The 21791-nt window shown below is 50.2% G+C and carries 20 protein-coding genes and 1 riboswitch; of the genes, 1 reads left to right on the forward strand and 19 read right to left on the reverse strand.

All coding sequences use genetic code 11. From position 1 onward, the window contains the following. Nucleotides 1–701 precede the first annotated feature (701 nt). The 4 genes from hcp to udp all read right to left on the reverse strand — a co-directional run bounded on the left by hcp (nucleotide 702) and on the right by udp (nucleotide 5090). The gene (hcp, locus tag HMPREF1246_RS02595) at nucleotides 702–2324 is read right to left on the reverse strand and encodes a hydroxylamine reductase (protein WP_035224212.1); all 1623 of its coding nucleotides are present in this window, start codon (nucleotides 2322–2324) and stop codon (nucleotides 702–704) included. Nucleotides 2325–2483: 159 nt separating this feature from the next. Then, nucleotides 2484–3089: a hypothetical protein gene (locus tag HMPREF1246_RS02600; RefSeq protein ID WP_009015868.1), complete on the reverse strand. Its 606-nt coding sequence runs from the start codon at nucleotides 3087–3089 to the stop codon at nucleotides 2484–2486. Then, nucleotides 3076–4296 carry a phosphopentomutase gene (locus tag HMPREF1246_RS02605; protein ID WP_009015869.1) on the reverse strand — a complete coding sequence of 407 codons (1221 nt, stop codon included), beginning with the start codon at nucleotides 4294–4296 and terminating at the stop codon, nucleotides 3076–3078. The genes HMPREF1246_RS02600 and HMPREF1246_RS02605 overlap by 14 nt, the downstream gene beginning before the upstream one ends. Before the next feature lie 5 nt (nucleotides 4297–4301). Then, nucleotides 4302–5090: a uridine phosphorylase gene (udp, locus tag HMPREF1246_RS02610; RefSeq protein WP_021736613.1), complete on the reverse strand. Its 789-nt coding sequence runs from the start codon at nucleotides 5088–5090 to the stop codon at nucleotides 4302–4304. 232 nt (nucleotides 5091–5322) lie between these two features. Between udp and HMPREF1246_RS02615 the strand changes: the two genes are divergently transcribed. Next, nucleotides 5323–5889: an ECF transporter S component gene (locus HMPREF1246_RS02615; protein WP_009015871.1), complete on the forward strand. Its 567-nt coding sequence runs from the start codon at nucleotides 5323–5325 to the stop codon at nucleotides 5887–5889. 70 nt (nucleotides 5890–5959) lie between these two features. On the opposite strand, the gene HMPREF1246_RS02620 is transcribed toward HMPREF1246_RS02615, so the two are convergent. From HMPREF1246_RS02620 to rlmN, 15 genes are all read right to left on the reverse strand, one after another. Further along, nucleotides 5960–6544, reverse strand: a complete 585-nt coding sequence (locus HMPREF1246_RS02620) for a hydrolase (protein WP_009015872.1) — start codon at nucleotides 6542–6544, stop codon at nucleotides 5960–5962. Between the two features lie 690 nt (nucleotides 6545–7234). Then, nucleotides 7235–8764 carry a ribonuclease Y gene (rny, locus tag HMPREF1246_RS02625; RefSeq protein ID WP_071586257.1) on the reverse strand — a complete coding sequence of 510 codons (1530 nt, stop codon included), beginning with the start codon at nucleotides 8762–8764 and terminating at the stop codon, nucleotides 7235–7237. Nucleotides 8765–8963: 199 nt separating this feature from the next. Further along, nucleotides 8964–9497 (reverse strand): regulatory protein RecX, encoded by a 534-nt coding sequence (locus tag HMPREF1246_RS02635; RefSeq protein ID WP_016459968.1) that lies wholly within the window; start codon nucleotides 9495–9497, stop codon nucleotides 8964–8966. Further along, nucleotides 9487–10551 (reverse strand): recombinase RecA, encoded by a 1065-nt coding sequence (gene recA, locus HMPREF1246_RS02640; RefSeq protein ID WP_014128112.1) that lies wholly within the window; start codon nucleotides 10549–10551, stop codon nucleotides 9487–9489. Before recA ends, HMPREF1246_RS02635 begins: the two co-directional genes overlap by 11 nt. A gap of 45 nt (nucleotides 10552–10596) precedes the next feature. Beyond that, nucleotides 10597–11484 carry an Hsp33 family molecular chaperone HslO gene (hslO, locus tag HMPREF1246_RS02645; RefSeq protein ID WP_021736614.1) on the reverse strand — a complete coding sequence of 296 codons (888 nt, stop codon included), beginning with the start codon at nucleotides 11482–11484 and terminating at the stop codon, nucleotides 10597–10599. Between the two features lies 1 nt (nucleotide 11485). Then, complete coding sequence (ribE, locus tag HMPREF1246_RS02650; protein ID WP_009015877.1) at nucleotides 11486–11947, reverse strand: 6,7-dimethyl-8-ribityllumazine synthase; 462 nt, start codon at nucleotides 11945–11947, stop codon at nucleotides 11486–11488. Further along, nucleotides 11944–13176: a bifunctional 3,4-dihydroxy-2-butanone-4-phosphate synthase/GTP cyclohydrolase II gene (locus tag HMPREF1246_RS02655; RefSeq protein ID WP_009015878.1), complete on the reverse strand. Its 1233-nt coding sequence runs from the start codon at nucleotides 13174–13176 to the stop codon at nucleotides 11944–11946. Before HMPREF1246_RS02655 ends, ribE begins: the two co-directional genes overlap by 4 nt. Nucleotides 13177–13189: 13 nt before the next feature. Then, a complete protein-coding gene (locus tag HMPREF1246_RS02660; RefSeq protein ID WP_021736627.1) occupies nucleotides 13190–13828 on the reverse strand; it encodes a riboflavin synthase in 639 nt (212 codons plus the stop codon). Nucleotides 13829–13831: 3 nt separating this feature from the next. Beyond that, the gene (gene ribD / locus HMPREF1246_RS02665; protein ID WP_009015880.1) at nucleotides 13832–14932 is read right to left on the reverse strand and encodes a bifunctional diaminohydroxyphosphoribosylaminopyrimidine deaminase/5-amino-6-(5-phosphoribosylamino)uracil reductase RibD; all 1101 of its coding nucleotides are present in this window, start codon (nucleotides 14930–14932) and stop codon (nucleotides 13832–13834) included. A 75-nt stretch (nucleotides 14933–15007) separates the two neighbouring features. After that, a riboswitch (FMN riboswitch) is annotated at nucleotides 15008–15122 on the reverse strand. A 91-nt stretch (nucleotides 15123–15213) separates the two neighbouring features. Continuing rightward, nucleotides 15214–16545, reverse strand: coding sequence for a hypothetical protein (locus tag HMPREF1246_RS02670; RefSeq protein WP_009015881.1), 1332 nt, complete (start codon nucleotides 16543–16545; stop codon nucleotides 15214–15216). A 2-nt stretch (nucleotides 16546–16547) separates the two neighbouring features. Further along, nucleotides 16548–17189, reverse strand: coding sequence for a ribulose-phosphate 3-epimerase (gene rpe, locus HMPREF1246_RS02675; protein WP_021736628.1), 642 nt, complete (start codon nucleotides 17187–17189; stop codon nucleotides 16548–16550). Next, complete coding sequence (gene rsgA / locus HMPREF1246_RS02680) at nucleotides 17186–18073, reverse strand: ribosome small subunit-dependent GTPase A (RefSeq protein ID WP_009015883.1); 888 nt, start codon at nucleotides 18071–18073, stop codon at nucleotides 17186–17188. Before rsgA ends, rpe begins: the two co-directional genes overlap by 4 nt. After that, on the reverse strand, nucleotides 18070–20019 hold the full coding sequence (pknB, locus tag HMPREF1246_RS02685) for a Stk1 family PASTA domain-containing Ser/Thr kinase (protein WP_009015884.1): 1950 nt from the start codon (nucleotides 20017–20019) through the stop codon (nucleotides 18070–18072). The genes rsgA and pknB overlap by 4 nt, the downstream gene beginning before the upstream one ends. Then, on the reverse strand, nucleotides 20004–20735 hold the full coding sequence (locus tag HMPREF1246_RS02690; protein ID WP_009015885.1) for a Stp1/IreP family PP2C-type Ser/Thr phosphatase: 732 nt from the start codon (nucleotides 20733–20735) through the stop codon (nucleotides 20004–20006). Before HMPREF1246_RS02690 ends, pknB begins: the two co-directional genes overlap by 16 nt. Beyond that, nucleotides 20732–21790 carry a 23S rRNA (adenine(2503)-C(2))-methyltransferase RlmN gene (gene rlmN / locus HMPREF1246_RS02695; protein ID WP_009015886.1) on the reverse strand — a complete coding sequence of 353 codons (1059 nt, stop codon included), beginning with the start codon at nucleotides 21788–21790 and terminating at the stop codon, nucleotides 20732–20734. Before rlmN ends, HMPREF1246_RS02690 begins: the two co-directional genes overlap by 4 nt. Nucleotide 21791: the final 1 nt, after the last annotated feature.

The following is a 21791-nucleotide window of genomic DNA, read 5'->3' on the forward strand; positions in this document are numbered from 1 at the left end:
CAGTTCTCAAGGTTCGTTCCTCGCTGTCATCCTCATCGGTGACAGCTTATTCAGTTTATCACTTTTCGAACATCTTGTCAACACTTTTTTTCGTTGCTCCTAGAAGTTCTTTTTGTGAGCCTCACCCCTTCGGGAGAGTGCTTGATTATAATAGCACAGATGGGGCTTTTAGGCAAAACTCATATTATCCGTTTTATTTGGAATAATTAGGTTTATTTCGTAAAAATTTCTTCTATACTCTTGATTTTTCATTAATTTCCATCTTTTTACTCTTTATTCTTTGTATTTTGCATTATTGTTTTTTATGTTCGCTTTATCCCGAACTAATTTTTTTATTCTTTTATTTCCATCCGGTTACATCGAATTTTTTTCCTTCCTGGCTCCCTGTTTCTTTGGAATTTACTTTTTGAGGATAAGGGAATCGCGTATTATCCTTTCTTCCCAGCTGTACATAGCAGCCTTTAGATGGGAGCAGAGTTGGCGCTTAGGCATCGATGGACAGGAGGCACAGTCTATTTTCCTGATGGCTTCCAATGATCTTCTCACAGCCCTTACTGTGACTAAGGGTCCCCACTTTCTTTGATCAAGTCTTTCTCGCTGAGGCTTACAGCCTCATAGGAATACTCGATTTTTACCATGAAAAAAAACTCCCATCCAAATGCTAGGTTCAGATAGGAGCTTTCTTCTATTCTTTCTCGATTCTATTTCATCATGAGGGCCAAGTCATCTTCTACATTCGAGATGGTGCCAATGCCAAAGTTTTCAACAAGAACATTAGCAACATTCCTGCTGAGGAAGGCAGGCAGTGTGGGTCCCAGGTGAATATTCTTGACGCCTAGGCTCAGGAGGGCAAGCAGAACGATAACAGCCTTTTGTTCATACCAGGCAATGTTGTAGACAATAGGAAGCTTGTTTACGTCATCGAGGCCAAAGACTTCCTTCAGCTTCAGGGCAATGAGAGCCAAGGAGTAGGAGTCGTTGCATTGACCGGCATCAAGGACGCGGGGAATGCCGCCAATATCGCCGAGTTTCAGTTTATTGTAGCGATATTTTGCGCAGCCAGCCGTGAGGATAACCGTATCTTTCGGCAGTGCCTTGGCAAATTGGGTGTAATAATCGCGGGTCGTATGACGGCCATCACAACCTGCCATGACAATAAATTTCTTGATGGCGCCGTTCTTAACAGCGTCTACGACCTTATCAGCCAGAGCAAGGACCTGATTATGAGCAAATCCGCCGACGATCTTGCCGCTTTCAATCTCTGTCGGGGCACTGCAGGATTTAGCCTGCTCGATGATGGCACTGAAATCTTTCGATCCATCGGCAGCCCCTTCGATATGACGGCAGCCCGGATACTGGGCAGCCCCGGTCGTCCACAGACGCCCCTTGTAGCTGTCTTTCGGAGGTACGATGCAGTTTGTTGTCATCAGGATCGGACCATTGAAGCTTTCGAATTCATCGCGCTGCTTCCACCAAGCATTGCCATAGTTGCCGGCAAAATGCGGATACTTCTTGAAGAAGGGATAGTAATGGCCCGGCAGCATCTCACCATGGGTATAAACATCGACGCCCGTTCCAGCCGTCTGGTCCAGAAGCATTTCCAGGTCCTTCAGATCATGACCGGAAATAAGGATCCCCGGATTGCTGCGGGTACCAAGGTCCACTTCCGTGATTTCTGGCTGCCCGTAAGTATCCGTGTTAGCCGTATCAAGAAGAGCCATGCCCTGAACACCGTATTTACCCGTTTCAAGGGTCAGGGCGACAAGACCATCAACACTAATGTCTTTTTTCTGGATATCGGAAAGGGCACGCTGAATAAAAGCATCAACGTCTTCATCTTCATGATTCAGGACATTTGCATGATGAAGATAAGCAGCAAGACCTTTGAGGCCATAGGTGATGGTTTCCTTAAGAGAACGGATATCTTCATTGGATTCGGAAAGGACGCCGACTTCGGCAGCCTTTGCTGCATAGTCCGTTTCCGGTGCAGACCAGAGGGCCGCTTCAGAAAGCCCGGATACATCCTGCAGCTGTGCACGCAGTTCTGCCGTTTTCTTAAGGGTTTCCGTCACACGGGTGCGGATGGAGACCTCATCAAAGTTGGCATTCGTAATGGTCGTGAAAAGGTTCAGCGTGACCATATGGTTGACATCAATAGCCACGTCCTTTCCCTCTTTACGAAGAGCTGTCGTGACACTGCTCAACCCTTTGGTTGCATAGACCAAAAGATCCTGAAGCGCTGCAACTTCGGGGCGTTTCCCGCAGACACCGCTGACGGTGCAGCCTTTGCACCCTGCTGTTTCCTGGCACTGATAACAAAACATATTCAAATCCTCTCTTTCTGGGCCACAGCCCACTTATTTGAATGGAATGGTTCATCAATTGATGCTTTTATTGTAAGCGGAGAAGCTTCAGGAATCCGTTGTTTCAACAACATAAAGAAAAAACATCCCCACTTTTTTGCAGGGATGTCATGAACGATTTTAGATGAGCGGCAAGCCTTCGAAAGAACGGGCAAAATCGCTCAGGGCATACTGAATTTCCTTTTCCGGTGCAGTGGCAAGGGCTGCATCCTTAGTTTCCGCCTTGCGCAGGAATTTTTTCTTAAATTTTCCATCTTCCTTGCGATAAAGGTAAAAATCAGCAGCGGACAGGGTCCTCACATAGGTTTCAGGGCCATCTTCCCAAAAGGGGAACAGGGCCTCAACATAGTAAGATTCCATCGTATGGACAACCATGACAGCCACGACATCCGCTTCCGTTGCAGCAGTGACCCGTTCGAGATCACCTGCCGTGAGCTCATCGCCGCCTTGAATTAAGGAAAGGAGTCCAGCCCGCCCCTTTTGCAGGATGGTTGGGTCATCTAGGAAGGTATAGGAAACGCGCGGATACGCCTGCCGCACTTGCCGCTGCCATAGGTTCCTTAGGGACGGCGTCACTTTTCCCGTCCCGTCAAAGCAATAAAAAGCAATGACTTTGCGGGACAGAGCGTCTTTCGATGCTGAAGGTGCGGCAAAAGCAAGATTTCCGGCAAGCAAGGCCACAAGGAAAAAAAGAAGTGCCATAAGCGTTTTCTTAGCGTGCCTCATGATCCATCACCTCCTGAAAAGTTCCCCGCTTAAGCGTAAGTCCCAAATGATGGGCAAGGATCTGTCCTCCATCACTGTAGGTTTTCATCGGTGCCAAAGGCCCCGGTTTTACCCCCTTTCCAAAAAAGAGCATCGGAACATGTTCCCGTGTGTGGTCCGAACCTTTGAAAGTGGGATCACAGCCATGATCAGCTGTCACAAGAACGAGGTCGCCAGGGGTTAGGCGGGCTTCAAGTTCAGGGAGACGGCTGTCAATCAGCATCAGTCCTTTCCCGTACCCTTCTGCGTCACGACGGTGCCCATACGAAGAATCAAAATCAACAAAATTCGTGAAAATGAGGCTGCGGTCCCCAGCGTCTTCAAGGGCCTCCAAGGTCGCATCAAAAAGAGCGGATAGACCAGTGGCCTTGTATTGTTTTGTAATTCCACGATGAGCAAAGATATCTGCAATCTTGCCAATGGCATAGGTTCCACCGGCCTCTTCATAGGCCCGGTCCACCAAGGTCTTTTCCGGTGCAGCCACGGCATAGTCATGACGATTGCCGGTCCGGGTAAAGTTCTCCGGTGCCGTTCCCACAAAAGGACGGGCAATGACACGGGCAATATGATAGGGTCTTACCAAGTCAAATGCCTTTTCACAAAGGGTATAGAGCCGTTCGAGGCCAAAGGTCTCTTCATGAGCGGCAATCTGGAGAACACTATCAGCGGAGGTATAGATGATAGGTTTGCCCGTCCTCATATGTTCGCATCCCAGTTCCTTGATGATTTCCGTTCCTGACGCATGTTTTTCCCCCAATACACCGGGCAGGTTGCCTCCAGTAATAAGTCCATCAACGATATCTTTAGGAAAACAATGGGGAACATCGGGGAAATAACCCCAATCAAAATCAACAGGCACACCGGTCAGTTCCCAGTGTCCGCTCAGCGTATCCTTACCGCGGCTGATTTCCTTGGCATATGTATAAGCTCCTTTGATTGGTCCTGTTCCTATGGAATATGGCAAGGGATGACCTGTACTGAGGGTATGGGCATTAACAAGGCCAATACTTGTCAAATGAGGCAGATGAAAAGGAATGGAAGGACAATGCTTTCCGTACCATTCCACAATGTGGCCCAACGTATCGGCCCCGCTGTCGCCAAACGCGGCAGCGTCAGAAGCTGCCCCGATACCAAAGGAATCCATCATCAAGATGATGCAGCGTTTCATGATTCTCACTCCCTTTGCAGCAGTTCCTCAAGTCCTCGCTTAACAATTTTCTGGAAACGCACTTCTGCCCGATGGTAGATTTCAGGCGGAGCGATTTCCTCGCTTTCCGTTCTTTTGGCAACAACGCCGCAGATGCTCGCCGCCTTAAGGCCCAAGGCCTGACTGGTCACAAAAACAGCGGCCGTTTCCATTTCATAGTTGGTCACGCCCAGCTGCTGCCACTCTTTCATGCTCCCTTGGAAGCGCCGCAGGACGTAGCCGGTAAAACTATCATAGCGCTCCTGACCTGGCCAGAAGGTATCACTCGAAACGCAGATGCCCACTTCATAAGGAATATGTTCCATTTCAGCCGCATAGACCAAAAGCTGTGTCAAATCAAGATCAGCGACAGCGGGAAACTCAATAGGGGCATAATGGGTGCTTGTGCCTTCAAGACGGACAGCTCCCTTGATAATGACAACATCGCCCAGATCAAGAGAGTCCTTGATGGATCCTGTCGTTCCTACGCGAATGACCCGCTTAATGCCAAGACGGGCCAGTTCCTCAAGACAAATTGCCGTTGAAGGACCACCCATGCCTGTTGAAATAACAAGAATGGGCTGACTGGCCACTTGAGCCAAATAACTTGTATACTCCCGATGGCTCACGAGCTCCACAGCAGGTCCCATAGCCTCTGCCAATGATTGTACACGTCCAGGGTCACCTGGCAGAAGCGCAATTTTTGCGCCCATGAGCATGTTTTGGGAAAGGTGGGTATGATAGAGGATTTCCTCCGGTCTAGCATAGTAAGCCATAACAGTGCCTCCCTATATTTTCATCCGCCATTGCGGTCATGTTATTCTGTTCATATTATACCACAGCAAAGCGATCTTTTCGTGAATCAAGAGACAGGATTGTCTTGTTTTTTCTTGCCCATATGGAACGAACCGGTACACTTTTTCCTTATTTTTTCTCAAACCGTCCATTACATTTCAATCGCTTTCAACCTATAATGATTCCAATCATGTAATGAGGATGTGACCTTTTATGACCAAAGAACAAGTCCATAAGCTTACCTTGGCGGGTCTTTTTGCCGCCATGGCCTTTGCCTGTTTTTCCTACCTGCGCATTGAGATTCCCATGGGCATGGGTCTTACTGGAAAGATTTACGTGGGCCACGCCTTCATCATGGTTTCTGCCCTCCTCTTAGGCGCCAAATATGGGGCCCTTTCAGGAGCCGTGGGGCTCTTTCTTGCCGATGTCCTTGCGGGCTACACTACATCAGCACCGCCCACGTTCCTTGCAAAGTTTCTTCTGGGATGGGCGGTAGCCGAAGCAGGAAAACATCTATTTTCTGCTAAGCTAAATGCTTCTGCCACCTTGGGACGCGGCGTGCTCTTTGCCTGCCTGGTCGGATCCCTTGTGAACGTCGTGACAGAACCGGTCATCCGTTTTTCCTTCAAATACTTTATCCTTGGCGTTCCTTATGCCGTGAGCTATGCCTCTGCCATCAACTGCGCTGTCAGCATGGCTGTCAGCAACGTTGTTTCCAGTCTTCTTGCCGTAGTGCTCTGTAAGGCCACGGTGCCCATGATGGGATTCAAGAAAGCCTAAGAACAAGTGCATCAAAAAAGACCGATGAAGCAAAGGGACTTATCCCCTTCATCGGTCTTTTTTATTTTTCTTAGGCCTCAGCCTTTTTCATGGCCTCGGCCACAGCAGCTTCACAGCTTCTCATGGCAAGGATGGATTCCTCAAAAAGTTTATTGAGGTCCCAGCCCAGCATGTCAGCGCCTTCCTTAATAACGTCACGGCTGCAGCCCGCAGCAAAATGCTTGTCCTTGAACTTTTTCTTGAGGGATTTCACCTCCATGTCCTGGACACTCTTGGAAGGACGCATGAGAGCCGCAGCCCCAATAAGTCCAGAAAGTTCGTCCACGGCATAAAGGACCTTTTCCATCTCAAGTTCCGGCGCCACATCGCTGCAGCGAGGATAACCATGGCTGACGACAGCGTGGATGAGTTTTTCATCCCAGCCTTTTTTCCTGAGAATCTTGTCTTCTACGCGGCAATGTTCTTCCGGATATTTTTCATAGTCCAGATCATGGAGCAATCCTACAAGCCCCCAAAACTCCTCTTCATCCCCATAGCCCAAGGATTTTGCAAAATACCGCATGCAGCCTTCGACGGTCAGGGCATGCTGCCGATGAAAAGGTTCCTTATTGTATTCCTTGATGAGGTCCCATGCCTCTTGTCTTGTATTTGCCATCGTCTCTGCTCCTTCCTGGAAGTGTGGCTTCCTCACAATTCTACTTACCAGTATAGCACAGAAAGACCGTTTTACAGCCAAAAATGCCATACTGGATTATTGTTTCCTTTGTCCTATGTTCATCATTTTGCGTTCAATCAGAATCCAATCCTACGTTACTTCGTGGCCATGGACCACTACCTTACAGAGTTCATCATTTTGCGTTCAATCAGAATCCAATCCTACAGCTCCTCAATCGTTCAATTCCTCGTTCCTTAACTTTTCATAGTCAACATTAATGGTGCAGCTAAAAGAATTTTACTTATTTTGATGGCTTTCACTTTTAACTAGATGGAAATCGAATGAACAACCAAGATACGAAAATAGGCCATACGGAAAAAACACCGTGCTTTCAAAATACCCCTTAGCCAATAGTCCCACGACAGGACCGGAATTGCAAGAGGCTTAACAGGTGAACGGCATTAAGTAAGCGACCTGATTTACATCACCATGCCTTAAAAGGCTATAAAAATTGCTCCCTTGCCTTTCATATCCACCGCCAAACAATCCGTTTTCAATTCGAATATGTAAGCCCTTTTGTTTCGTTTCCTTGCCTTGGCAAGGCGAATTGACTCCATGAAGTGAATTCAGAGAGAAAAGACCAGACATAGAAAAGCCCGCATCCACAAAGGATGCAGGCTTCTTTTTTCGTTATTTGGCGTAATCGACGGCCCGGGTCTCGCGAACGATGACCACTTTGATCTGGCCAGGGTATTCCATATCCTCTTCGATACGTTTTGCCACATCGTGAGCGAGGATAACGGATGCATCATCATCAACCTTGTCCGGTTTGACCATGATACGGATTTCACGTCCGGCTTGGACAGCATAGCATTTTTCTACGCCATCGAAGGATTCTGCGATTTCTTCAAGCCGCGTCAAACGCTTGAGGTAAGTTTCCAGCGTTTCCCGACGGGCACCTGGACGGGCAGCGGAAATCGCATCCGCAGCCGAGACAAGGACGGCTTGGACAGAACTCGGTTCCACGTCTCCATGATGGCTCATGATGGTATTGATGACAATATCCGATTCATGGTAACGTTTGGCCACTTCTGCACCAAGATCGACATGAGAGCCTTCCACTTCGTGGTCAACAGCCTTGCCAATGTCATGGAGCAAACCAGCCCGTTTGGCTGAATTGACGTCAACGCCTAATTCAGCAGCCATGAGGCCAGCCAAATGCGCTACTTCCGTTGAATGTTTGAGGGCATTTTGACCGTAGCTCGTACGATACTTCATGCGTCCCAAGAGCTTGATCAGTTCAGGATGAAGGCCATGGACACCGGTCTCAAAGGTAGCCTGTTCGCCTGCTTCCTTGATTTTCTGATCCAGCTCCTTCTGAGCTTTTTCTACCATTTCCTCAATGCGGGCCGGATGGATACGACCATCATTGATGAGTTTTTCGAGGGCCACACGGGCCACTTCCCGACGAACAGGATCGAATCCGGAAATGATGACCGCTTCCGGCGTATCGTCGATGATGAGATCAATCCCAGTGAGGGTTTCCAACGTACGGATATTGCGGCCTTCGCGGCCAATGATCCGGCCTTTCATCTCATCGTTGGGGAGAGGAACAACAGTGACCGTCGTTTCAGCAACCTGATCGGCAGCACAGCGCTGGATAGCAAGGGAAATAATTTCCCGTGCCTTGGTCTCAGCTGTATCGCGGGCTTCTTGTTCCATGTCCTTGATGAGTTTGGCCTTATCGTGCTTGACTTCTTCTTGGACACTGTCAAGCAGTTCCTTTTTGGCTTCGTCACTGGTCAGTCCCGAAATTCGTTCGAGTTCCCCTACCTGTTTGGTATAAAGGGCATCGACACGTTCTTGGGATTCGCGCAGACGGTTGCTTTGTTCCAAAAGTTTTTCTTCCTTTTTCTCATAGGCATCCATCTTGCGGTCGACATTTTCTTCCTTTTGGACGAGGCGGCGTTCGCTCTTGGCCAGTTCTGCCCGGCGCTCCTTGTTTTCCCGTTCCATATCAGAACGCATGCGATGGATTTCTTCCTTGGCTTCAACAAGAAGTTCCTTCTTTTTGGCATCACCGGCTTTTTCTGCTTCTGCAACGATTTGGCGTGCCTGTTCTTCTGCTTTGCCGATTTTGGTTTCCGCAATGTTCTTACGTCCAAAATAACCGGCACCAGCACCGAGGACACAGGCAGCAATTACAATAAATACAGTAATGGGATCTATGATAGTACACCTCCTTTTTAGAGAATTTTCCTTCCATTTTTAAGACACAAACAAAGAAGGCAACCCTGAGGTTACCTCTTGACCCAATAATATGGATAGGAATATTTTATAGTATTTTGCAGGGAGTGTCAATCAAATGGCGTCTCCGGTCCCTTTTCCTTCTTGTAGCAGAAAAAGGAAGGGTCCCTATTTAAAAGGATCCTTCCTCTTCTTTATTTGGGATTTCCTCTTCCATCTCATCATAAACAGCAAGTGCCGCATAAAGACAGACCCCTGTAAAGCCACGGCTGGCAAGCTTTCTTGAAAGGGCCGCTTTGCCTTTGCGAGGTTCCGTTTGATATTTTTTTAGAAGCTTAGGAACTTCTTTCCGCGCAAACTCCTCCGCCCGCTCCCGTTCTTCCTCTTCGGAAACACCATCCAGCATATCTTTCACGACAGATGCCGGGATCTGCCGTTTTTCAAGCATGAGCCGAAGGTAATTTCGTCCATAGATGCCTTTTCTTCGCCAAGCATCAACGACATATCCGGCACAGCGAACATCATCAACAAAATGGCGCTCCCTAAGGGCCGCAAGGACCCTGTCCTGAAGCTCTTTATCACAGCCTCTTTCCGCAAGTTTATCCCGCAGTTCAAGGGAACTATGGTCCCGCATGGCAAGCCGGTCCAAGGCAAAATTATAGGCGTCGGCATAGGTGAGGAGCATTTTCTTGGGCTTAGCCCACACTGTCCGGATCTCCCTCCGGTTTTAAGATGTCTTCTGTTTGCGGGGCTGCTTCAAGGGCTGTCAGTCCGGCCGCTTCGCGGATACGATTTTCAATTTCAAAGGCCATTTCTGGGTGGTTCTTAAGAAACTCTTTCGTGTTTTCACGGCCCTGACCAATGCGTTCGTCCCCATAGGAGTACCACGCGCCGCTCTTACCAACGATGTTGTAAAGTACCCCCAAATCAACGAGGCATCCTTCGTGGGAAATCCCTTCTCCATACATGATATCGAATTCGGCCTGTTTGAAGGGAGGAGCTACCTTGTTCTTGACAACTTTGACACGGGTCCGGTTGCCGATGATGTCGTTGCCACTCTTGAGGCTCTCAATACGCCGTACATCCATACGAACCGTCGAATAGAACTTCAGGGCACGGCCACCCGTCGTTGTTTCCGGATTTCCGAACATGACACCCACTTTTTCACGGATCTGGTTGATAAAGACCGTCGCCGTACGGCTCTTGGAAATGATTCCCGTCAGTTTGCGCAGGGCCTGACTCATGAGACGAGCTTGAAGGCCAACGTGGGAATCGCCCATATCTCCCTCAATTTCCGCTTTTGGAACAAGGGCAGCAACGGAGTCGATGACAATGATGTCAATAGCGCCGCTGCGGACCAGGGCATCGCAAATTTCAAGGGCTTGTTCGCCCGTATCAGGCTGGGAAATCAAGAGGTTATCGATATCAACACCGAGATGGCGGGCATATTCCGGATCAAGGGCATGTTCAGCATCGATGAAGGCAGCGTAGCCTCCCCGTTTTTGCGCCTCAGCAATCATATGAAGGGCGACCGTCGTCTTACCAGAAGACTCTGGTCCATAGATTTCAATGATACGGCCACGGGGAATCCCGCCTACACCAAGGGCAATATCAAGGGACAACGCTCCTGTGGGAATGGTTTCAATATTCATCTTGGCACTGGCTGCCCCCAATTTCATGATGGAGCCTTTGCCAAAGTCCTTTTCAATTTGTTTGACTGCCGCGTCAAGGGCTTTGCCCTTTTCCGTTTCCATGCTCATTCCTTCATCTCCTTGTCAGTAATTACACATTCTATTATACAAACATTAGTTTGCGTCGTCAAGTTTTGCGTGTTTCCGGGGAAGAGCCTTCAGCTCTTCCGGCGTAAAGAGATATTTTTTACCACAGTAATGGCAGCGGACTTCGGTCTGGGGATCATCCAGCATGGAAGAAAACTCTGCTTCCGGCAGTCCTTCCAGCATGTGGGCGACCTTATCCCGACTGCAGCTGCAGTGAAAGGAAACAGGATGACAGTCAAGGATTTCCACGGCCATACCTTTTCCGATAAGCCGGATCATGTCTTCCGGACTGTGGCCAGAACGAAGCAGTTCTGTCACGTATGGCAAGGTAATGCAGTTATTTTCAAGCGTTTCGAGGAACTCATCGCTCGCGCTGGGAAGAGGCTGAACAAAATAACCTCCTGAAACGGCAATGGAGCCATCTTTATCGACAAGGACACCCAAAGCCACGACAGAAGGGGTCTGTTCCGAATCAAAGAGATACTTTGTCAGGTCTTCGGCAATCTCGCCGCTCTTTAAAAGGGCATAGCCGTTGAAGGGCATGCCCTTTTCCGGGCAGCGCGTCACAATAACGACGCCTTCATGACCTACACCGCCGCCAACATCAAGTTTGCCCTTTTTAAGGGGCAGCATGACTTCTGGATGTTCCACAAAGCCGCGAACCGTATAATTTGTGGCATCGGCCATGACCTCACCCAAGGGTCCATTGCCCTTGAAGCGGATGGTCACGCCTTCACCGTCCTTCATCGTGGCTGCAAGCAGCAGTGCGCCAGCTGCCGTGCGGCCCAGAGCGGCTGCGGCGACAGGACTCAGTCCGTGGATTTTATTCATATATTGTGTCAGGTGGGTTGTCGTCACGGCATAGACCCGGGCATCCCCGACAGTCGCCCGAATCAGGACATCTTCCTGGGTCATTTTAGAGCTGCCTCATAAGATTGATCATTTCAATCATGGATGCGGCCGTATCAGAGCCCTTGTTGCCGGCTTTGGTGCCAGCCCGTTCAACGGCTTGTTCGATATTTTCCGTGGTCAGGACGCCAAATCCGCAGGGAACACCCGTTTCCATATTGACAAGGGCAATTCCTTTGGAAACTTCATTGCAGACATAATCATAGTGACTTGTTGCGCCGCGGATAACAGCACCAAGGCAGATGATTCCATCATATTTACCGCTTTGGGCCATTTTCTTTGCGACCAGGGGAATCTCAAAAGCACCGGGCACCCAGGCAACCGTGATATCTTCCTCACGGGCCCCATGACGGACAAGGGTATCTTCTGCACCGGAAAGGAGCTTACTCGTAATGAATTCGTTGAAACGAGCGACGACAATCCCGAATTTGAGGCCTTGAGCCAGCAGTTTTCCTTCTACAATGTTCATTTCTTTTCTACCTCCACATCTTTTTCATGAAGCACATGGCCCATACGAACCTGCTTAGTGACCATATATTTATGATTGTAACAATTATCTTCCATAATGATTGGCACCGTTTCCGTAATGGTAATGCCGTACCCGGAAAGGCCGGCCCGTTTGGCGGGGTTATTCGTCATAAGACGGATGCTCGTCAGTCCCAGGTCGGAAAGGATCTGTGCACCGATACCATAGTCACGCTGATCCGGTTTAAAGCCCAGTTTTACATTGGCATCAACCGTATCAAGTCCCTGATCCTGCAAGGCATAGGCCCGGAGTTTATTGGCAAGCCCGATGCCTCGGCCTTCCTGACGCATATAAAGAACGACACCGCAGCCTTCTTTTTCAATCATGCGCAGAGCCGTACCCAGCTGGTCGCCGCAATCACAGCGCATGGAGCCCAAGGCATCCCCCGTAAGGCATTCGGAGTGGACACGGACAAGAACGTTCTTTTTGCCGGCCACATCGCCCTTGATAACAGCAACATGACACAGATCATCCAAATCGTTTTCGTAGCCAATGGCCCGGAAACTTCCGTACTTACTAGGCAGGGCGACATCTGCAATCCGGTGGACCATCTTTTCATTCTTTTTGCGATAGGCTACCAGATCAGCCACCGTGATGAACGTAAGGCCAAATCTTTCAGCAAAACGGGCCAGTTCTGGCGTACGGGCCATGGTTCCATCTTCGCTCATGATTTCGCAGCAGATTCCGGCTGGGGTAAGACCGGCAAGGCGGCACAGGTCCGTCGTGGTTTCTGTGTGCCCCGTACGGCGCATGACGCCGCCAATGACACTGCGCAGGGGGAAGACATGGCCAGGGCGTCGGAAGTCAGCCGGCAGGGCCTTAGGATCGGTTAATTTCTTGATGGTATAGGCCCGTTCTGCAGCCGAAATTCCTGTCGTGGTATCGACATGATCAATGGAAACCGTAAAGGCCGTTTCATGATTATCCGTGTTGTTGGCCACCATAGGTTCCAGTTGGAGGCGATCCAAAATCTTCCCGTCACAGGGGGCACAGATGAGGCCCTTGGCGTGGGTCGCCATGAAGTTGATGGCTTCCGGCGTCACAAAGTCAGCAGCCATGATCAGATCACCTTCATTTTCACGGTCTGGATCATCGGTCACAAGAACCATTTTACCGGCTTTGATGTCGGCAATGGCTTGTTCGATGGTCCCAAATTGATATTCTTTTTCCATATCCTTCATCTCCTTAGAGGAATCCATTTTCAAGAAGGGATGCCTTTGTAAGGCCCCCATCTAATTTATGATTAATGAGTTTTTCCACATATTTTCCGAGGATGTCCGTTTCCAGGTTCACCGCGTCACCAACCTTCTTTTTCCCCAAGGTCGTATCCTTAACAGTCAAAGGGATCAGGGACACGGAAAAGGCAGTTTCCGTCACATCCGTTAGCGTAAGACTGATGCCGTCAATGGCAATGGAGCCTTTTTTCACCATATAATGCAGGAGCTCCTTAGGTGCCGTTATGGTTGTCACCTTAGCAATCCCTTCAGGTACAATACGAGAAATTGTACCGACTCCGTCCACGTGGCCGAGAACCAGGTGTCCATCAAGGCCGGCTCCCAGTTTCAGGGTCTGTTCAAGATTGATGGGATCGCCTTTCTTTAACAAACCAATGGTCGTATGGCGGACCGTTTCAGGCATGACATCTACAGTAAAGCAGTGGGCATCATAATGGGTCACTGTCAGGCAAGCCCCATTGCAGCATACACTTTCACCAACAAAAAGGGTCAGCGGAATCTTTTTTGCTTCAATGGTCAGACGATAAGAACTGCCTTCCCGACGAAGGGCATCCACACGACCCATTTCAGCAATCAGACCGGTAAACATCTGTCACACCCCCTTACGGGTAAGGCCCGTAACCAAAAGATCAGGTTCAAGGGGCAAAGTGGTCACTTCCTGAAGCGTCACTTTCTGCTCCATCGTGCTCGCGCCTTGACCGCCAATGGCAGGACGGCTTTTATTCCCGCCAATGAGGCTCGGTGCAATGAAAGCATAGACCCGTTCAACCAAGCCTGCATCAAAGAAAGCTCCATGGATATCGCTGCCTCCTTCGACAAGGACGCTGGTCACATCTTTTTTGGCAAGTTGCTGCAGGAGGTCAGAAAGATCCACATGCCCGTCCCTTTCCGCAGCCGTGAGGACCGAAACACCCGGCAGGTCAGCAAAGGCCCTGACCTTTTCCTGAAGGGCCTGCGGCGTGACGACAAGAAGCGTGTCTGCCGCCCCATCCGTAAAGACCTTACGTTCCAAGGGAAGGGACGCCTTGCTGTCAAGGATGATACGCAGGGGATTTTTTCCTTCCACGAGACGTACGGTAAGGGATGGATCATCCTGGGCCACGGTTTCTCGGCCCACCAGGATGGCGTCATACCAGCTGCGCAGGCGATGCGCATACGTTCTTGCCTTGACCCCGGTAATCCACTTGGAATCGCCAGAAACCGTAGCAATCTTGCCATCAAGGGTCATGGCGTACTTTAGAGCCACAAACGGACGGCCCGTCTTCATATAATGCATGAAGATCTCGTTTTGCCTGTAGGCTTTGTCTGCAAGGACACCGCTTACGACCTCAACACCTGCTTCTTCAAGGCGGCGAAAGCCGCGCCCCGATACACGGGGATTGGGGTCTGTGGCCGCGGCAACAACTTTTTTGATACCGGCCTTGATCAAGGCCTCACAACAGGGACCCGTCCTGCCATAGTGGGAACAGGGCTCCAAAGTCACATAAGCCGTAGCGCCTGCAGTCTTCTCGCCTGCGTCGTCCATGGCATTGATTTCGGCATGGGGCTCACCGGCCTTGTGATGATACCCTTTTCCCACCACGTGTCCATCAGGACTTACAATGACACATCCGACGAGCGGATTGGGACTTGTCGCCCCGCGGGCCTTTTCAGCAAGATCCAGGGCCATCTGCATATATTCCTCATCAGTCAAATTTGTTCACCTTCCTTAAAAAAGGCCATGCCTTCTCCTCGGGGAGATAGCACGGCCTTTACGGTTCTGTGGCTACACTGTCTTTTCTCATCCAGACTCTACTGTCGGTATTGGAATCTCACCAATTCATGCCCGAAGGCTCGCGGACTGTACCGCCGGTTGGGAATCTCACCCTGCCCCAAAGACAATTCCTATGAAATTGCGTCCTTATTATAACACAAGTCCCGACGCAAGAAAAGGGGGGGCCGGAGAGGCAATGTGCCTCCGGTCCCCCGCTCCCATCAGGAAAACAAGCTGATCTTGGTGCGTGTTCCATTTTCTGATACATAATAGAGATCGCCCATGTGAAGCTTTCCATCCAGAAGCTCAAACTGAGGCGCCACAATATCGCCGGATACGGATTTAATGGTCACATCATCAAACTTCAGCCGCTTATATTGATTGGAAAAAGCGCCACTGATTGAATCAAACTTTACAAGGGCATAGATTCCCTTGCCTGAAGTGAAGGTCCCATAGGTCACCGTGGACCGATTGTCCCCGTTGCAGCTCATGGTCAGATCCAGCTGGACCAGGGTCCTGAAGAAGGGAACCCCAGCGGCATCTTCACTATGAAGGTCGTGACCTTTGACATAGACATCATAGGCCTTGGTATCGATATTAAAACCGCCCGAGGCATCACAGGTGCCCCCAAAAACGTCAGCCGTCACGTTTTGGGCTCCAATATAACCGTCCTTGTACTTGAAATCGCCTCTTACATTGGTAAATTTAAGACCGGGCAAGTTCAGATTCTTCATATACAGCTGACCGATAATGATGGGTTCAGGCAATTTCCCTGTGACGGCTGCACTGGCCGTCACAGTTTCATGGATGTTGAGTCCAGTCCCCAGACTCGACGGATTGAGTTCACGGATGCCAAGATTGAGGTCATAAGTCGATACGGCAGGTTTCAAATCCACCGATCCTTGAATATCGACACCGCCCCCTTCCAGGGTTCCGCCCAGTTCCCCCGTGGAAAAGTCAATATCGATGCGGTCCTTGCTGTCATAATGGATGGCTGCATTGACATCCTTGAAGGTATGGACACGTTCCTTATAATATGCGGTAACCCTACAATGATTAAGGATGAGGTCCACATCAAGATTCTTTACTTTGACATCAAAATTCGGTTTCTTTTTTCCCTTTCCCTTTTTTTCTTTCTTCGGTTCCACCATATGGAAGCCGCGTATATGCATCTTATTGTCAAAGGAGAGCTCGATGCTGGCTCCGTTCAGTTCTACATTTGTGATGGTCGATGTCGAAGGACGGCGCATGATCAGATCCAAGGGTTTTACATGGAAATGACCATCAGGAACCGTTACTTTCGTACCGCTTTCATCCAAGGTCCAGACAAGATCCTCAAAGTGAACATGACCCAAAGGGGTTGCCGTAAGGCGCCCTACGGTAATGGTGCCTTCCAAGAAGTGCTGACGGGCGGCAATCATATTAAAGATGGCAGCCGCCTGGAGACTCAAGGCGTAAGCCACGGCAAAAAGGCCCACGATAACAGCAAAGACAATCCCGAGCGTATACTTGACCTTCCTTTTATGGCAGGACCAAAATTCGTGTCTATTCATGATTAGCGCAGATAACTAATTGCCTTTTTCATGTCAGGGGAGCCAAAAATATAGGACCCAGCAACAAGGACATCCGCGCCAGCCTCCCGCACAGCCTTGCCGGTTTCCTTATTGATTCCCCCATCCACTTCAATCAGGGTCTTATAACCGCCTTGTTTGATGCGTTCTTTCAAGCGGTGAATCTTATCAATGCTCGTTTCAATGAACTTCTGTCCTCCAAAACCAGGATTCACGGACATAATAAGAACCATATCCGCATAAGGGAGGACTTCTTCCACAAAGCAAAGAGGAGAAGCAGGGTTCAGGGCGACACCAGCCTTGATGCCCTTGCCATGAATGGCTTCCAGGACACGATGAAGGTGTTTCGTTGCTTCGGTGTGGATGACAATCATGTCAGCGCCAGCAGCTGCAAAAGCATCCACATAATTTTCCGGCTGTTCCACCATGAGATGACAGTCAAAGAACATATCGGTCTTCTTACGCAGACATTTTACTACAGGCGCTCCAAAGGTCAGGTTGGGTACAAAGCGTCCGTCCATGACGTCAATATGGACCCAGTCGGCACCGGCCGCCTTGATGCGGGCCGTTTCGTCGGCAAGACAGGAAAAATCAGACGATAGGATGGAAGGTGCTATAAGCGTCATCGTTTTTTACCTCTTTTCTTTTGTTCCGCCAATTCCTGACGGATCATGATACTGGAATCATACCGACTTTGGGCAATCTTTCCTTCTTGAAGTGCGGCTTTGACGGCACAATCCGGTTCATGGGTGTGAGTGCAGCCCGTAAAGCGGCACTGTCCTGCATAAGGGGCCAATTCGCGAAAACCCGCTTCGACAGAAGGCAATTCTAATTCTCGCAGGTCAATATTGCCAAAACCCGGCGTATCGACAATGAAGCCCCCTGCAAAAGGAAGAAGCTGCGCAAAACGCGTTGTGTGACGGCCTCGGCCAATCTTTTCACTGACGGCGCCTGTTTCAAGCGTCAAAGACGGGTCCAAATGGTTGAGGAGGGTCGACTTTCCTGCCCCGGAAGGGCCGCCGAAAGCCGATGTGAGACCGGTCATCTTTGCTCGAATGGGGTCAAGACCCTTTCCCTTTCGAGCTTCGACAAAATAGACAGGATAGCCTAACGGTTCATAGATGGCTCGTATCTGTTCAAGAAAGCCTTCCGCTGCCAGATCACACTTATTGATAACAAGGGCGGCAGGGATGTCATAGGCTTCAGCCAGGGCCAGGAGCTTATCAATGAGAAGGAAACTTGGGGCAGGATCTTTAGCAGCAAAGACGGCAAAAAGCCAATCCAGGTTTGCAACCAAGGGGCGCTGAAGGAGGTTCCTGCGCGGCAGGATAGTTTCAATCATGCCTTCTTCGCCCCTTGTCTCCAAGGTCACCCAGTCTCCGGCGGCAAGAAGGAAGCGAGCTTTTTTGAGCCGCCCCCGAACCTTTGCGGTATAAGTAACACCGTCACGCCCCAGGACGTAATAGTATCCGTTATAGGTCTTGATGATTCTGCCTGTAATCTCACTCAAAGGGAACGATCCTCCACTAGCGCGCCATTGACATAGAACTGGACACTGGCATCCTGTCCCAACGTTACGGTTTCCCTAAGGCGGGTTCCTGGCGCAGCGGACCCCGAATAAAGGACGCGGGAACTTGTGGCATCACTGGCCACGATTTTCACCTGTTTGGCACTGCCGCTGCCAGGAACCGTAAAGGAAACGGTATAGGTCTTTGCGGCTTGGGAAGGAGTCCCACTAGTTTCCTTCTGTTTCTTTTCTTCTTTTTTACCGCCGGAAACAATGAGAGTAACCACACTGCCTTCGGAAAGAACTTTGCCAAATTCCGGTTCAGCTCCTATGACGGTACCCTTAGGGGCGCTGTCTTCCTTGGTCGTGACACTGCCTACCATAAGGCCCATGGAAGACAGCCGTTCCCGGGCATCCGAAAGGGTAAGGCCCTTAAGGTCCGGTACGACGCTCTGTCCCTTGGAGATATTGACCACCAAGTCCACTTTGGTTCCAGCAGCCACTTTCTTCCCGGCTTCGATATCCTGACTGAGTACGGCTCCTTGAGCAGCCCCCTCCTTGTATTGAACGGTCACTTTCCCAACAGCAAGCTTTGCTGCATGGAGCATTTCGGTTGCCTCGGCCAGGTTCTTGCCTTTTAGGTCGGGAACCACACCAGGTTCAGCTCCCTTGCTGACCGTCAGCTGGATCTTCCGGCCAGCTTTGACATGGCTTCCAGCACCAGGGCTCTGTTTGATGACTGTTCCGGTTGGCACCTTGGCATCAAATTCTTCCTTCAAGGTAAAATCAAGGTTATTGTCCTTAAGGATGGCTTCCGCTTCCACAAGGGTCTTTCCCTTGACGTCCGGCACGGCAATATCCCCGCTGGAATATCCGACAAGGCCATAAATAAGGGCCGACAGCAAAAAGATGGCGCCAATGAAAAGGCCCAGCATCTTCTTGGTTTTATTCTTCTTGGGCGGCTCCTTTTCACCCGCGGCAGCTCCGTTGTCTGGATTTTCATCCCGCAGCGGCGTTTTATGCAAAAGGCCGTCCCCCATTTCCTCGCTGCGAATAATGATGGTTTCGTCACTCACCCCTTTATGGTGAGGGGAAAGCGATTCTTCCGCAGCCGTTTCCGCCTTACGCAGACGCGTCTCCACGCGGCGAAGGTCACTTAGGAAATCATCATCCGTCTTATAGCGAAGCAGGGGATTTTTGGCAAGGGCCTTGGTTACAATAGCGTCTAGGTCATAGGGAATTTCCGGGTCATAGCGACGGGCCGAGGGCGTCGGTGAAGTCAGGTGCTGCCGCGCCACTTCAGCCGGCGTATCCCCGTCATAGGGAAGCTGCCCGGTAAGCATCTCAAAAAGGACGACGCCAAGGGAATAAAGATCTGACTGAGCCGTTACCGGTTTTCCTGCGGCCTGTTCCGGCGATAGATAATAGACGGAACCAATGACGCCCCGTTCTTCGGACTCTGAGGGCTGCCCAAAGGCACGGGCAATCCCAAAGTCAGTAATCTTGGCGACCCCTTTCGTATCAATGAGGATATTCTGGCTCTTGACGTCACAATGAACGATGGCATGGTCATGGGCCTGCTTCAGGGCTGATGCAATGCCAATGGCATATTTGACAGCCGTTTGGTAATCAAGGGCACCGCTATCGGTAATGACTTCCTTGAGGGTCCTGCCTACGACATATTCCATAACGATGTAGTTGATGTCGTGTTCACTGCCAAAATCATAGATATTGACAATATTGGGGTGAGAAAGACCGGCTGCATTGCAGGCTTCCTGCCGGAAACGAGCGACAAAGTCCTTGTCCTGAATGAACTGATCCCGCAGGATCTTGATGCCCACGTCACGATGAAGAACCGTATCATATCCATGGAACACTTCGGCCATACCGCCGCCGCCCACTTTATCAATGATTTCATAACGATGATTGAGGGTTATTCTTTCTTCCATTCCGCAGCCTCCAGATCAATGATGATAAAGGAAATATTATCGTCACCGCCGGCCGTCATGGCCCCATTCATAAGGCCATCAGCCAGCCGGTCAAGATTCCGGTCTCCCATGATCCGTTCAATCTCGGCTTCGGAAATCATATTGGTGAGTCCATCGGAACACAGGAGCAGCTTCTGGGCACTGCCCAAGAGGATTTCAAAGGTATCGACAGCCACAGTTGGCTCCACCCCCACAGCACGGGTAATGACGTGCTTCTGGGAAGAGGTCCGTGCCTCCTCAGCCGTAATTTTCTTATGGCGCAGGAGTTCTGCCACATAGCTGTGGTCGCTCGTGACCTGCCGGAGCAGTCCCTCTCCATAAAGATAGATTCGGCTGTCTCCTACATGGGCCACATAGGCCGTTTCCCGGTTCGGCAGGTAAAGGGCCGTCAAGGTAGTCCCCATACCGGAAAGTGCTTTTTTTTCACTGGCAAGGTCGAAAATCTTTTTATTGATCCGAATGATTGCCGTTTCCAGGGAGGAAAGAATGTTTGTACGGTCCACCTGGGAAAGATCGAGGCTTTCCAAAAGATGGACGGCCTCATAACTTGCTACTTCCCCGGCATCGGCCCCACCCATGCCATCGGCAATGGCAAAAAGGTCTGGTTCCCGGACAAGGACACTGTCCTCATTGTTATGACGCACAAGACCGCGATTGGTCCGGCTGACTGCAATCATGCTTGTTCCTCCTTCAACTGGCTGGCCCGGAGCTGTCCACAGGCGGCATTGATATCCTTGCCCATTTCCTTCCGGACCGTCACATTGATATGACGCTTCTTGAGGTACTGGAAAAAGCGGTCCACATCCCGGTCTTCTGGGCGTCTAAAGCCTTTTTCCGGGACGGGATTGGCCGGAATGAGATTGACAACGCATTCCTTGCCCGAAAGGGCCTCAGCAAGAGCCCGGGCGTCTTCCTCACGATCATTGATACCCGCAAGGAGGATATATTCATACATGACCTGACGGCCATTCATCTTTTCATAACGGCTGGCTGCGTCAATCACCTCAGGAAAAGGATACTTCCCGTTGATAGGCATAAGGCGGTCCCTCAAAGCGCCAGTTGCCGCATGGAGGGAAACCGCAAGATTGATGGTCCGTCCCTGCCGCGTCATTTCTTCAATGCCGGGAACAATACCGCAGGTCGAAATCGTCATATTGCGGTAGCTGATGCATTGTCCCTTGTCATGATGCATCAAGTCAAGAGCAGCCAACACATTGTCAAGGTTCAGCATGGGCTCTCCGCTCCCCATGATGACGATACGGCTGACACGTTCTCCCTTGGGGAGGAGAACATGATCGAAATAGTAAAGCTGGGCGAGGATTTCTCCAGCCGTAAGATTACGCATGAAACCATGAAGACCGCTGGCGCAGAAGGTACAGTTCATGGCGCAGCCCACTTGACTGGAAAGACACGCGCTGTAACCATAGTCATGATGCATAAGGACCGTCTCGACCGACGCCCCGTCAGAAAGACCAAGAAGGACCTTGTGAGTGAGCCTGTCCGCAGAATCATACGTGCGAAGAACTTTCACCGCGCCGGAAAGGATGCTATAGGTTCCTTCAAGAAGGGACCGATTCTCCTTGGAAAGGTTCGTCATTTCTTCAAAGGTCGTCGCCCCTTTTTCATAGATCCAACGGAAAACTTGCTCCGCCCGAAACTTCTTGAGTCCTAAAGCAAGGAATTCATCCTGCATCTGCTCAAGGGTAAGGCCCAAGATTTCTTTTTTTGTCATT

Source organism: Acidaminococcus sp. BV3L6 (assembly GCF_000468835.1).
Lineage (GTDB): Bacteria > Bacillota > Negativicutes > Acidaminococcales > Acidaminococcaceae > Acidaminococcus > Acidaminococcus intestini.

Bases quoted from the DNA above. Each gene is read 5' to 3' on its own strand.
- HMPREF1246_RS02670 (WP_009015881.1), bottom strand. From the start codon at position 16,545: ATGAATAGACACGAATTTTGGTCCTGCCATAAAAGGAAGGTCAAGTAT.
- rpe (WP_021736628.1), bottom strand. From the start codon at position 17,189: ATGACGCTTATAGCACCTTCCATCCTATCGTCTGATTTTTCCTGTCTT.
- HMPREF1246_RS02660 (WP_021736627.1), bottom strand. From the start codon at position 13,828: ATGTTTACCGGTCTGATTGCTGAAATGGGTCGTGTGGATGCCCTTCGT.
- pknB (WP_009015884.1), bottom strand. From the start codon at position 20,019: ATGGAAGAAAGAATAACCCTCAATCATCGTTATGAAATCATTGATAAA.
- HMPREF1246_RS02690 (WP_009015885.1), bottom strand. From the start codon at position 20,735: ATGATTGCAGTCAGCCGGACCAATCGCGGTCTTGTGCGTCATAACAAT.
- rlmN (WP_009015886.1), bottom strand. From the start codon at position 21,790: ATGACAAAAAAAGAAATCTTGGGCCTTACCCTTGAGCAGATGCAGGAT.
- HMPREF1246_RS02655 (WP_009015878.1), bottom strand. From the start codon at position 13,176: ATGGAAAAAGAATATCAATTTGGGACCATCGAACAAGCCATTGCCGAC.
- hslO (WP_021736614.1), bottom strand. From the start codon at position 11,484: ATGACCCAGGAAGATGTCCTGATTCGGGCGACTGTCGGGGATGCCCGG.
- ribE (WP_009015877.1), bottom strand. From the start codon at position 11,947: ATGAACATTGTAGAAGGAAAACTGCTGGCTCAAGGCCTCAAATTCGGG.
- recA (WP_014128112.1), bottom strand. From the start codon at position 10,551: ATGAGCATGGAAACGGAAAAGGGCAAAGCCCTTGACGCGGCAGTCAAA.
- udp (WP_021736613.1), bottom strand. From the start codon at position 5,090: ATGGCTTACTATGCTAGACCGGAGGAAATCCTCTATCATACCCACCTT.
- hcp (WP_035224212.1), bottom strand. From the start codon at position 2,324: ATGTTTTGTTATCAGTGCCAGGAAACAGCAGGGTGCAAAGGCTGCACC.
- HMPREF1246_RS02600 (WP_009015868.1), bottom strand. From the start codon at position 3,089: ATGAGGCACGCTAAGAAAACGCTTATGGCACTTCTTTTTTTCCTTGTG.
- HMPREF1246_RS02605 (WP_009015869.1), bottom strand. From the start codon at position 4,296: ATGAAACGCTGCATCATCTTGATGATGGATTCCTTTGGTATCGGGGCA.
- HMPREF1246_RS02620 (WP_009015872.1), bottom strand. From the start codon at position 6,544: ATGGCAAATACAAGACAAGAGGCATGGGACCTCATCAAGGAATACAAT.
- HMPREF1246_RS02615 (WP_009015871.1), top strand. From the start codon at position 5,323: ATGACCAAAGAACAAGTCCATAAGCTTACCTTGGCGGGTCTTTTTGCC.